We start from the raw sequence: 12,146 nt of genomic DNA, 5'->3' as shown, positions 1-12,146 counted from the left end.
ACTAGCTTGCTAACTTAGATAATTCTGCTGCTTGTTCGGCAGCGCTTTTGTCATGGAGATCCTGAACAATCTTATTTAAGTCCTGTGCAATTTTATACAAGAACTCTAATTGCTCTTCCAGGAGCTTCCCATCTGCAGAATTGATGTCGCTGTTGTCAAAACGATGATTGGATATCTCTATTTCCATAGGTGAAAATACTGCACTGGAATCTTGTGAATATAGTAATTGAATAGATTGATCCAAGCTGTTTAATATTTTTCTTATAGTCCTGACATGGTCTTTGTTGAGGTAATTGTTATCCATTTCATCCAAGTGATTCATCAGTGTAACAGAAAACGAAGCTAGAATATGATTGAATATGACAAATTTATTGACCTCCTTGCTGTATTTCTGTCTTTTTTTAGGTTCAGTCAGCATACGTTGAAAGGTAGATCCCATATTAGCGGTTTCGACATAAACGGCTTTTCTTGCTAATTTATAGTCAGTAATCGATGGGGCCTGTCCTGCAATTTCTTTTAATGCCTGGAAGATATAATTGTAATTGGCTATCAAAAGCTTTCGCATAGATTCCTTTACCTGCATACTCTCCCAATTTGGAAAAATAATATAACTGGATAGGAAAGCAATCATACCTCCGATGAATGTATCTAAAATGCGTTCTTTGGTTACTTCCAAGGTATTAGAGCTTACAAAGCTGAGCATGATCAATACATAAGGTGTCATAAATAGAACAGCGATGACATAATTGACTCTAAATAAGCTATAGGCTGTCAGGAAGAAAAAGACCAGCAGCACGAATAGTATCGTTGGATCATGTATTGTCAATAGGATGACGGCGCCGATTAGCCCGCCGATGGTGGTTCCAATAAGACGTTGTATATTTCGCTCTTTTGTAAGACCAAAGCCAGGTTTTAGGATAACCATGATTGTCAGTAATATCCAATAGACATTATTGGTGATATTGGTTGTCTCAAAAACATAATACGTGACTGACATAACGATTGCCATACGACAAGCATGTCTAAAGATTGTCGATTTTAAAGTAAGGTTTTCACGAAATTTCTTCAGGTCAATGGCTGAGCTTTGGACAAAACGTTTGGCGTCATCAATTTCTTTCCTTTTGATGTCATCGGGTTGTAGGTTTGAATAGCCGTAGATATTTTTTATACGACGGACCAGATCACGTAAATTGATCAGAACTTTACGTAAGGCAAAGGTACTGTATTGATTTTCTTTGTCAAGCTGATCAATTTTAGCATGAAGACGTGTGAGGTCCGCATCGAAATCATACAGTGGTTTGGGCTGAATATTCGTGTTGAGCTGATAAGCTAAATTGTCGAGCTCGTTTGTATATTTTAAAATAACGTTCTTGAAATCATCTAGAATGCCTGTTGGGCCAAAGCGTTCGCTAATTGTATTGTAATCATAGTGTGCAGCCATACTTTGCTCAAACAGATCAACAATATCATTAAAGATCAGTGTAAGGTAGCGGCCCACTTTTGTTGTATCCTTAATGGATCTTTTACTTTGAAACAGCAGATCTCTAACGTTTTCCTGATGCTGATTTACTTCAACTTGTTTGTCAATCAGTTTGAGGTAATTTTTATCGTTGTCGATTTTGGAATCATAAAAGTTTGCTTTTAGCCGAATATAATCTGCCACATAACGAATGGTTTCTGCGAGTTCCTGTTCGGCTAATCGATAGGGACGTACTTGTGTGATGGAGAGGCTGATTGCAATATACCAAAGCCCACCAAGTGTGTAGAACCCGAGGTAGTTAATGGCTTGCTCAAGGGGGTAGTGTATCTGTACGTGGATCAGCATCATCAGTATACACATCAAGCCTACATTGGCTGCCCGACCATTGAATACTGCAAACATTGCAAAGATAAAACAGGCTATTCCTATAAAAATAGCGAGGAGATATACATTTTGATTGACAAGATTGGTGAGAATAAATGTCAATGTGGTCAGTATTGCTCCTGCAATCATACCTTTGCGTCTATGGCTCGGAGCCCCTGGGGTGTCGGATAGTCCAACTAAAAGGGCTCCTAAAGATACAATGGTTCCATTGGTAAACTGTCCGATGGTAGCAAAGATGAGGACAGGCACAATGCACCCGATGGTGATCCGGAGTCCATCCGCAAAATATTGACTGTAGAAAAAACTTTTTATTTCTTGTGTCTGTTTCATAATGTATAGCACAAATATACGAGATAAGGCTATATTAGCCTGTGGTTTCTCTGTTTGCTGTAATAATATACTAAAAACGAAAAATTACTAAAATTCATTAATATCTTTATAATATTTTGATGTTTTTTTTGATTAATTTATATTTTTTTATTTGTTTAAATATAATATTGCTATATTTGGCACATAGGGTAATTTCAGATATATTACAAAAACTCAAGAGTCACCTAAACTCTCTTGACCATTTTTCAAAGATTTAAATATGAAGCAAAGTAAAAATGAGGCCGTCTTTCAGGACGAGGTATTGACACGCTTTGAACTTTTCAAAAGTTTGTTTTTAACATTACCATTTCAACGTGTTAAAGATACAGGTACTTTATTGCCATTTTTTGCAAAGCAGTGCGAGAAGGGGGTTGACCAACATTTGACTCCAGATGAGATTATAAAGAGTTTTTTTGATCAGCATGAAGAGTTTTCTTCGGAAGAACAACGTATTGACTTACTTTTTCGTTTTGTCCAATATATAGAACGTCAGGTCGTATTATTTGATGCGATAGAGGATTCGTCATTTCAAATGGTCGGCCGTGGTGATGATGAAAATGTCTTGGGAGCGTTGATCAAGAATGCTGAGGGGAATGGTGACATGCGACGAAAAATCGTTTCCAAATTAAAAGATTTCTCGGTTCGTCTGGTACTTACTGCTCACCCCACTCAGTTTTATCCAGGACCGGTATTGGGGATAATCAATGATCTGATCGATGCGATAAAGACCAATGATATCCATAGTATACACTTATTGTTACAGCAATTAGGTAAAACGCCATTCATCAATAAAAATAAACCTACACCCGTAGACGAGGCTGCTAGTTTAGCCTGGTTTTTGGAGAATGTATTTTATAAGGTAGCTTCGGAGATCCAGTCTTTCATTGATGATGAATTGGATGTTGATACTGAAGAGGTAAAACAGCTTATTGAATTGGGCTTTTGGCCAGGAGGAGATCGTGATGGAAATCCGAATGTAAGCGTTGAAAGTACCAAGAAAGTAGCCGCTTTACTGCGTACTATTTTGTTTAGATGTTATTACCGCGATTTCCGTATTGTAAGACGTCGTATCACGTTCAGGGGAGTCGAGGAATACATGGAAAACTTGCAGACCCTGTTTTACGAAAATAGCTTTAATCCAGTCGAACATCCGGAAGATGAAACCGACAATATCATTACAAATTTAAAAGCGATTAAAAACGTACTGGAAGAATATCACAATGGTCTCTTTGTTGAAATTGTCGATGATTTGCTTCGTAAGGTAATGACATTCGGTTGTTTTTTCACGACTTTAGATATCAGACAAGATAGCCGTATACTACGTGATGCAACAGATTATTTGATTCAACAAAATCAGGAAGCTACTGGTGTTCCATTAAATTACTTGGAACTGAATGAAGCGGATAAACAAAAGGTGTTGAAGTTTAAGGAATTGGATTTAAGTGTCGGAGATGATGCGGATCCATTGACAAAAGATACATCTGGTGTGATTAAATTGCTCAAGGAAATCCAACGGTCGGGTTCTGAGCGCGCTGCACAGCGTTTTATTATTAGTAATTGTCAACAAGCAAGTGATATCCTTGGATTGCGTCAGTTATTTTTGTGGTCTGGTTGGAAGAAAGATGCATTAACAATTGATTTCGTACCTCTATTTGAAACAGTGGATGATTTGACCAGAGCTGCCGATGTCATGAAAACGCTCTATAGTAATAAAGAATATAAGGCGCATCTGAAACGCAGAGGAAACAAGCAGACCATTATGCTGGGCTATTCGGATAGTACAAAAGATGGAGGATATCTGATGGCAAACTGGTCAATCTATAGAGCAAAAATAGAGTTGACGGCCATCTCGCGTGAATACGATGTTGATCTTGTCTTTTTTGATGGACGTGGCGGACCTCCGGCACGTGGAGGAGGTAAAACACAACGTTTTTATGCTTCCATGGGTAAGGAAATTGCCAATGATCATATTCAATTAACGATACAGGGACAGACTATCAGTAGCCAATATGGCTCGTTGGATACGGCTCGATTTAATATAGAGCAGCTCCTACATGCGGGTATTATCTCTGATTTAAAACAACGGGTAGGTGATACGCTGACCAAACATCAGCAAGAAATTATTGATAAATTGGCCGAATTGAGCCATCATAAATTTATGGATCTTCGTACCAATAAGTTGTTCCTGCCTTATCTGGAAACGATGTCTCCGTTGAAAGCACTTTCATCCATCAATATTTCAAGCCGACCTGTAAAAAGGAATTCAGGCCGGGAATTACGCCTCGAAGATCTGCGTGCGATCAGTTTTGTTACTTCGTGGAGTCAATTGAAGCAAAATATCCCTGGGTTTTACGGGGTTGGGACAGCGTTACAGTGGGCCGAGAAGAATAATCTATGGAAAGATGTACAACAATTGTATGTTTCTTCGGGATTCTTCCAGACCTTGATCGACAATTGTATGATGTCCATGACCAAATCTAATTTTGATATCACAGCTTACATGAAGGACGATAAGGTGTATGGCGAATTCTGGAAAAATCTTCATGCGGAATACCAGATTACCAAAGAGTATTTGTTAAAACTCAGTGGGACATCTAAATTGATGGAGAACTACCCCGTAGACCGTGAGTCAATTTTGGCGCGAGAAGGCATCGTATTGCCTTTGTTGGTGATCCAACATTATGCAATTCGTGCGCTCAATTCCGATAAATTGGATGAGGCACAACGAGAGGATTATTCAAAGTTGATTGCACGGACAATATTCGGTGTCATCAATGCAGGAAGGAATGTTGCTTAATTTTTGTTTCTTTTCGCGGATTAGGTTTCGCAGAAAGTATATTTTATCTACTTTTGTATAGTTAACAAAATTGATATGAAGATTAATAAGTTATTTATTGTAGCTGCTTGTGCGAGTACTGTATTTGCGTCTTGTGGTGAAACAGCTGCAAATAGACAGCGTCAATATGCCAATGCATCTTTAGCAGATGGTGATGCTTTTACAATGATTAAATTCGTTGGCGAGGAAGGTAACTATTTAGTAAACCTTGCTGATGTAGCGGCAAAACAATCAACTTCAACAGAAGTTAAGAATGTGGCGGCTAAAATTAAAGAAGCTTATGCGACTGTATTGCCTGAGTTGGATGGTTTGGCAAAAGAGCTGCATGTCGGCGATGCACAACGCGGTGTACCTGCGTTTCAAACTCCGGCTTCAATCGGATCAGATAGCACTGCTGCATTCAATGATAAAGCGTTTTTAGTATTGGTTCTTGAAAAACAAGGTGAGATCAATAGCAGATTGACCCGTGAAGAACATAACACCAATCATAGTGTTATTCATGTTTCTGAGGAATCTTTGAAAAAAGTTGAAGAAATCTATAAATTGGCTGGTGGAAAAGTGGAAGGTCACGGTCATCACTAAATAGCAACTTATATAGGAAGAAAAGGAATATTCAGTTAGCTGAATATTCCTTTTTTTTTGAAAGCGGCTGTTTTTATTGATTCATATTCTTTTTTTAAGGTATCAATGAGCTCGCTACGCCCAGTTTATTGATCAGAAAGTTCATAGCTGTTGTTGCCTTACCACTCTTTGTTGATAATAGAATGATCTATAATAACAGCAAATAAGACAGCTGAGAAGATGATAAAACTGTACTGCTAGTTTATGATGGGATTTTCAAAAGTATTTCTGAGCACCATTTTAAATGCTGTAATTCAAAATAGGTTTTATTTTGTGACGAAATAGATGCGGTTTTCCATAAAAATAAGGGAATCAAAAAGAGAAATAATTTGTTGAGTTGTTAAATTAATAATAACTTAACATTACTATAATACAGTTATTAATAACTGTGGTTATTTTAGCATGATTTAATCAAATAATTATAAGAAACAATATAACGTGAGATACGCTGCTATAGATATAGGCTCCAATGCGGTCCGTCTTTTGATCGCTGATATCATTGGCCAAAAGGATCAATACAATTTTAAAAAAAATACGCTTTTACGGGTTCCTTTACGCCTGGGCGACGATGCATTTATTCAACAGGAAATTTCTCCCAGAAAGGCAGAGAGCTTGATAAAAACGATGAAGGCATTTCGCGAATTGATGGATGTTTATCATGTGGAAGACTATATGGCTTGTGCAACGTCTGCGATGCGTGATGCAAAAAATGGTGCTGATATTGTTGCGGAAGTTAAGAAAAACGGGATCAATATAGATATTATAGAAGGGGCAAAGGAAGCTGAAATTATCTACAACAGTCATTGGGATAATAAGATGGAAAAAGACAAGGTATATCTTTATATCGACGTAGGTGGTGGTAGTACCGAATTGTCTTTATTTGCGAATGGTATTCTGGTGAATTCGAGATCCTTTAACTTGGGCACGATACGTATTTTGGATAATCAGGACAAAGCAGAGACCTGGGATGAGCTCAAAGAATGGGTCCGAAGCAACACACATATGTATAAACAGGTCATTGGGATAGGAACTGGTGGTAACATTAATAAATTGGCCCGCTTGTCCAATGAGAAACTGGATAAGCCATTGTCTTACGCAAAATTGAAAGCGGTGTATGAACATTTATCGTCTTTCTCTTTAAAGGAACGTATTATTTTACTGGGTCTCAATGAAGATAGGGCGGATGTAATTATCCCTGCAAGTGAGATTTTTCTGACGATTATGAAGTACGGTCGTCTAAAACAAATCATTGTTCCCCGTGTAGGATTGGTCGATGGTGTAATTAGAACCTTGATCAATAGGAATTTAGTGAAATAAAGCATTAAAAAGCATTTTTCGACTTGCAAAAGAAGGAAAAATCTTTATTTTTGTGATACCAAAGGCGAATATGAGCCCAGGTGGCGAAATTGGTAGACGCACCATCTTGAGGGGGTGGCGCTCGTATGGGCGTGGCAGTTCGAATCTGCTCCTGGGCACTTAAAAAAAAGCCAAATCTTAATTTTAAGATTTGGCTTTTTTTGGCTATATGCTCTTTGTTTGTGAATAAATAAACTCTTTAAAACCTTATTCTTCACTGATTTCTTTGAGAATTTGTAAAGCTTTTGGCCACGATTCGTCAAAATATTCAATATACTCTTCATTGGTGTCCACATCAACTTTTAATAATGTTTTACCATCAAGATCTGTAAAAGTATAATTCTCCAATGAGCCGGCCCAATCTTCGACAGCCGGTCCTTCGGTAATCTCTTTGCCTTTGTCTAATATACCGTAATGGCGGATGGATATGTATTTATTTGGAATATTTTCGGCTATCTCTGCCACCATACCTTCTTTTTCACCATCTTTATTAATACCGGTAAAATAAATCTTGGCACCCTTTTCCCAGCTACCTTCAAAGTCAGAAGTTGGGTTAAAGGCAGCTGTCCACTTTTTATACGTTTCTTTATCAAGCATTGTCTTAAATACATGATCGACAGGGGAGTCGATCGTGATCTGATAATTCATTTTTTTCATGTGCTTATTGTTTTGGAAAGTTAGGGTCTGCTTTTACTTCTTCAATCTGTTTGGTATGTCGGGCACAATGTGCTGCAATAAACATCAAGCCTTGGTAACCATCTACGACACCTGTCGGATAATCGTTGATATGGTTGCGGAGATCCTTTGCATCTGCATTTTTTATGTAGTCAATGACTGGCTGCCTCGCGGTCAGAAAATCAGCTAAAGCTGTTTTTGAGTCTTTGTATATACCGGTTGGTTGAAGTTCTTTAGGCGCCTGAAATTTATGGCTTCGATCTGTAATTGTCGTTTTTAGATTGTCGTCGGTCATTTGCACTTCGCCTTTTCTTTCTGGTTGGGGAGCTTTTGTTAATGATGCTTTTGCCATATCAAATATCATTCGTTCAGAAAGTACAATATGTTCCAGGCATTGACTGATTGACCATTTGTCTGGGGCTGCCTTAAATTGCAGCTGAGCTTCACTAAGACCTGAGACTTGTTTTTCGAGTTCTTTGGTTGTCTGGTCAAAGTATTGCAATAAGGAATCGGTACCTTCTACTCCTTTTGTAAGTGGGGCTTGCTCGATTGCTTCGGTGTAGTTTTTATGAGCTACACTTTGCTGAGGTACTGGCGTTGATGAAAGGAGTACTGCGCTAAAGCCGGCAATCGCTATCATATTCATAATCTTGTACATGTTTATAATTTTTAAATTGTCAAACGTCACTTTCTCATTACAATTATAATGTATTTTTGTTTTTTTATTCTTTTCATAAGGCAAGAAAAAATATCCTGAGCAGCGTGTAATTAAAAATTACGTTTTTTGAAATGGCGAATCTAAAACTACCTGCGAAATGTTAAATTTAACCTGTAGCAGGAATATGGGGGTTGGTATATAAATTGAGTATCAACTTGCTGGTTGAGATTGCTAAATAACAGTATTCATTTTATATATTTTCAATTTTCAAACATTTTATTAAAATGTTTGAAAATTGAAAATATATAACTAACTTTAATTCAGATGAACAAAAAGGAACAGGTTAAGGAGCGGATAGGTCAGGCCGCAATGGAGTGTTTTGAGCGATATGGTTTAGAGAAGACGACATTGGATGATATTGCGAAAGCTGTGGGACTGAACAAAACTTCGCTTTACTATTATTATAAGAACAAGGAAGATATTTTTATAGAAGTTGCGATCCGCGAGGGTGAGTCTTTTATAAATACATTGCAACAGAGTACCTTAAAGAAAAAAGGAGTGGAGAATCAGATCGGGTTCTATTTAGAGTCGAGATTGAACTATTATACAAATGTACTCAATATGAATCGGGTGTCGGTAGAATCACTTGACAAGATTTTACCCCGTTTTTTTGAACTATATGATGCGATGATGGTACAGGAAAAGGATTTTTTAACAAAGCTTTTGCTGCAGGCCATCGCTCGGGAGCAGCTGGATATGGAAGATCCAGAAAATACAGCTTCTGTACTAATCAATTTTGCGAATGCACTAAAACATAGTACGGAGCAACAAGCGATCCTAAAGAAGCAAGTCGAGATTGACTATGCACAAAGTCTTCGGGATACTAAATTTTTGGTTTCCTTGATTTTCAAGGGAATCAGAAAGCAAGGATGATGACCTGTCTCAGGGAATCATGGATGGGTAAAGTGAGGCATTGAAGCGAATATTATACGCTAACCAATATAAACTATGAAAAAAATTACCTTATTAATCCAGATTCTCTGTATCTGCGCTCCATTTTCTTTGTTTGCGCAGCAGACGATAAACGGGCGCGTTAGTAATAGCCTGACCGGGGAGGCCGCTTATGCAATCTCCATACGTATAAAAGACAGTAAGGAAGGTGCGTTTTCGGATGATCGAGGTCGTTTTCAATTGAAAACGAATAAACCTTTGCCCCTAATCCTTTCTATTTCCGCGATCGGATTTGAACCCCGTGAGGTCCTTGTCGAGAGTGTAGCCTCTCCCTTAGAAATTCCGCTTAATGTTTCGCCTATACTGGGGCAGGAAGTGGTTGTGTCTGCAAGCCGAACAGTCCAGACCAAATTGTCCTCCCCTGTGACCATCGAACAGATCAGTAACAAAGACATCCGTAATTCTGCTCAAATAAGTTATATGGATATGCTTCAGGGGCTGCGGGGAGTCGATGTTACTGTGTCCAGTATCGGTTTCACCAGTGTAACGACACGCGGGTTCAATACAAGTGGAAATACGAATTTTACGCAAATTGTCGATGGTATGGACAATCAGGCTCCGGGATTGAACTTTCCCCTGGGCTCAGTTATTGGTTTGACCCAACTTGATGTTGATAATATTGAGCTTTTATCGGGCGCTTCTTCTGCGTTATATGGCTCACGGGGACTCAACGGAACGATGATTGCGACAGGTAAAAATCCATTCAAATATCAGGGATTAAGTGTATTGGTGACTCAGGGAGTCAATCATATAAACGCTAAAAAGAACAATGATCCTGTTCCCGCATCGCCGTATTATGATTGGACAATTCGCTATGCTAAACAACTGAGCAATAAGATTGCTTTTAAGGTCAATGGTCAATATACCCAGGCAAAAGATTGGGTGGCCAATGATGAGACGAATAAAAATGGTTTGGGTACGGCGCTAACGAACCCCAATTATAATGGTGTCAATATGTACGGTGGTGCAACATCAGTAGATATCAACCCTTTCTTGGAAGCTGCACTGGCTGGAAATCCAGATTTGGCGCCAATTGTTGAACCCCAGCTTGCTCATTCAAATTATGTTTCCCGAACTGGCTATGCTGAGTATGGGTATCTCGATAATAGGGCAAAGCTTTTTAAAGTAAATGGTGAATTTCGCTATAAGATTTCACCTGATATAGAAGCTATTGCTTCGGCGACTTTTGGCACTGGAAACATCGTGTACACCAATGATACCCGTTATCAGTTAAAAGGATTTAAAGTGGGCCAATATCGTTTGGAGGTACGAAGTGACAAATGGTTTGTCCGGGCTTATACGACTCAAGAAAATTCAGGAAAAACACTTGTAGCAGGACCTACGGCCCAATACATCAATGAGTCCTGGAAAACAAGTTACGATGGTAATGTAGGGGGCTGGTATCCGGAGTATACAGCTGGTCTTCTTAATGCACTTGCCACTGGCACTTCGCTTACAGATGCCCATCTCCAAGGACGTACTTTAGCTGACCAGGGCCGGGCGGAACTTGGTAGCGCATTATTCAATAAACTTAAAGACAGCATTAGCAATACGCCAATTTCAGAGGGTGGAACATTATTTCTAGACCGCAGTAAGTTATATAATGCTGAAGCGCAATATAATTTCTCAGATCATATCAAATTTATGCAGGTCATAGCGGGTGTCAATTGGCGCCTGTATAGGCTCAATTCTAAAAATACACTTTTCCCAGATAAGGATAAACCAATTCATGTCAATGAATACAGTGCTTATCTTCAAATGGCAAAGAGAGTCATGGACGAACGGTTGAATATCGCGACTTCTTTTCGATATGATAAGAATACATTATTTGCTCAACCGCGGCTTACGTCACGTGCATCATTGGTCTATGATATGCAAAAACAGAATTATTTGCGTTTCTCTTATCAGAATGCATATAGTTTTCCTTCTAATATTCAGGCGCTTCAAAATACATTGAATGGTTATAATAGTTTTTCATCCGGTGGATCTTCGCTATTACTGATTGATAACTATCAATTTGACCGCTACCCACCCTATACATTAGAAAGTGTACAAAAATTTCAGTCAACAAATGATCCGAAAGTACTTCAGCAATTTAAGTTTGATGATATCAAACCACAGTCAGTCAATGCTTTTGAATTAGGATACGCAGCGATGTTTGGTAAGCGTGTTATGGTTGATGTGCTTGGTTATTTTTCAACATGGAAGAATTTTATCGGTTATGCCAATGTAGCCAATACACCGGGGACTGACGATATCAACGCTTTTAAGGATCATGCTACCTATGTTCAATATAATGTCGCTTTTAATGGTGGAGAAACAGTAAATACATACGGCTATGCTGCAAGTGTGAGCATAGATCTGGGCAAGAATTTTATGACCAAGGCAAACTATTACTCGGACTATCTTAAAAATAAAAACAATAGCCAGATCAATAACTTTAATACACCTAATTATCACTTTAATTTTGAATTTGGAAATAGTGGTTTTGGAAAAAAACAAGTCTGGTCTTTTAGTACATCACTTCGTTATAAACCCGGTTATTATTATGTTGTGTCTGGAGGACTTGCGGCGGGGCAGGTACCTAGCTCGACTGTAATTGATGCACAAGTTAGCTATAAGCTTATTAAAGCTCGTTCTGGCATTCGTATCGGTGGAACGAATATTACGAACAAATATTATTCTACTGGTATAGCCAACCCTCGTATTGGTGCGGTGTATTATGTCACCTATGCCTATAATATTTTTTAACCAAA

General features: G+C 38.5%; 8 protein-coding genes and 1 tRNA gene. 6 read left to right on the top strand and 3 right to left on the bottom strand.

Annotated elements, in window-relative coordinates:
* Position 1: 1 nt before the first annotated feature.
* Complete coding sequence (locus AC07UV_RS03285; RefSeq protein WP_495182717.1) at positions 2 to 2,194, bottom strand: FUSC family protein; 2,193 nt, start codon at positions 2,192 to 2,194, stop codon at positions 2 to 4.
* A gap of 259 nt (positions 2,195 to 2,453) precedes the next feature.
* Between AC07UV_RS03285 and AC07UV_RS03280 the strand changes: the two genes are divergently transcribed.
* From AC07UV_RS03280 to AC07UV_RS03265, 4 genes are all read left to right on the top strand, one after another.
* On the top strand, positions 2,454 to 5,030 hold the full coding sequence (locus tag AC07UV_RS03280) for a phosphoenolpyruvate carboxylase (protein ID WP_495182716.1): 2,577 nt from the start codon (positions 2,454 to 2,456) through the stop codon (positions 5,028 to 5,030).
* Between the two features lie 75 nt (positions 5,031 to 5,105).
* Positions 5,106 to 5,651 carry a hypothetical protein gene (locus AC07UV_RS03275; protein ID WP_495182715.1) on the top strand — a complete coding sequence of 182 codons (546 nt, stop codon included), beginning with the start codon at positions 5,106 to 5,108 and terminating at the stop codon, positions 5,649 to 5,651.
* Positions 5,652 to 6,128: 477 nt separating this feature from the next.
* On the top strand, positions 6,129 to 7,007 hold the full coding sequence (locus AC07UV_RS03270; RefSeq protein WP_223582223.1) for a Ppx/GppA phosphatase family protein: 879 nt from the start codon (positions 6,129 to 6,131) through the stop codon (positions 7,005 to 7,007).
* Between the two features lie 74 nt (positions 7,008 to 7,081).
* Positions 7,082 to 7,165 (top strand) — tRNA-Leu (locus tag AC07UV_RS03265).
* 88 nt (positions 7,166 to 7,253) lie between these two features.
* Here the strand turns inward: AC07UV_RS03265 and AC07UV_RS03260 are convergent.
* Positions 7,254 to 7,703 (bottom strand): SRPBCC family protein, encoded by a 450-nt coding sequence (locus tag AC07UV_RS03260; RefSeq protein ID WP_282253432.1) that lies wholly within the window; start codon positions 7,701 to 7,703, stop codon positions 7,254 to 7,256.
* 4 nt (positions 7,704 to 7,707) lie between these two features.
* Positions 7,708 to 8,379, bottom strand: coding sequence for a DinB family protein (locus tag AC07UV_RS03255; protein ID WP_282253433.1), 672 nt, complete (start codon positions 8,377 to 8,379; stop codon positions 7,708 to 7,710).
* Positions 8,380 to 8,703: 324 nt separating this feature from the next.
* On the opposite strand from AC07UV_RS03255, the gene AC07UV_RS03250 reads away from it, so the two are divergent.
* On the top strand, positions 8,704 to 9,312 hold the full coding sequence (locus AC07UV_RS03250; RefSeq protein ID WP_282253434.1) for a TetR/AcrR family transcriptional regulator: 609 nt from the start codon (positions 8,704 to 8,706) through the stop codon (positions 9,310 to 9,312).
* A 75-nt stretch (positions 9,313 to 9,387) separates the two neighbouring features.
* Positions 9,388 to 12,141 (top strand): TonB-dependent receptor, encoded by a 2,754-nt coding sequence (locus AC07UV_RS03245; protein WP_495182714.1) that lies wholly within the window; start codon positions 9,388 to 9,390, stop codon positions 12,139 to 12,141.
* The last annotated feature ends 5 nt before the right edge of the window (positions 12,142 to 12,146 follow it).

It is taken from the genome of Sphingobacterium sp. GW821-FHT03E03, from assembly GCF_059420745.1.
The sequence above is the reverse complement of the archived record's forward strand: the minus strand, read 5'-3'. Positions and strand labels throughout refer to the sequence as shown.

Excerpts from the sequence above, each read along its gene's own strand:
- AC07UV_RS03285 (WP_495182717.1), bottom strand. The coding sequence starts at position 2,194 with ATGAAACAGACACAAGAAATAAAAAGTTTTTTCTACAGTCAATATTTT.
- AC07UV_RS03280 (WP_495182716.1), top strand. The coding sequence starts at position 2,454 with ATGAAGCAAAGTAAAAATGAGGCCGTCTTTCAGGACGAGGTATTGACA.
- AC07UV_RS03275 (WP_495182715.1), top strand. The coding sequence starts at position 5,106 with ATGAAGATTAATAAGTTATTTATTGTAGCTGCTTGTGCGAGTACTGTA.
- AC07UV_RS03260 (WP_282253432.1), bottom strand. The coding sequence starts at position 7,703 with ATGAAAAAAATGAATTATCAGATCACGATCGACTCCCCTGTCGATCAT.
- AC07UV_RS03255 (WP_282253433.1), bottom strand. The coding sequence starts at position 8,379 with ATGTACAAGATTATGAATATGATAGCGATTGCCGGCTTTAGCGCAGTA.
- AC07UV_RS03250 (WP_282253434.1), top strand. The coding sequence starts at position 8,704 with ATGAACAAAAAGGAACAGGTTAAGGAGCGGATAGGTCAGGCCGCAATG.
- AC07UV_RS03245 (WP_495182714.1), top strand. The coding sequence starts at position 9,388 with ATGAAAAAAATTACCTTATTAATCCAGATTCTCTGTATCTGCGCTCCA.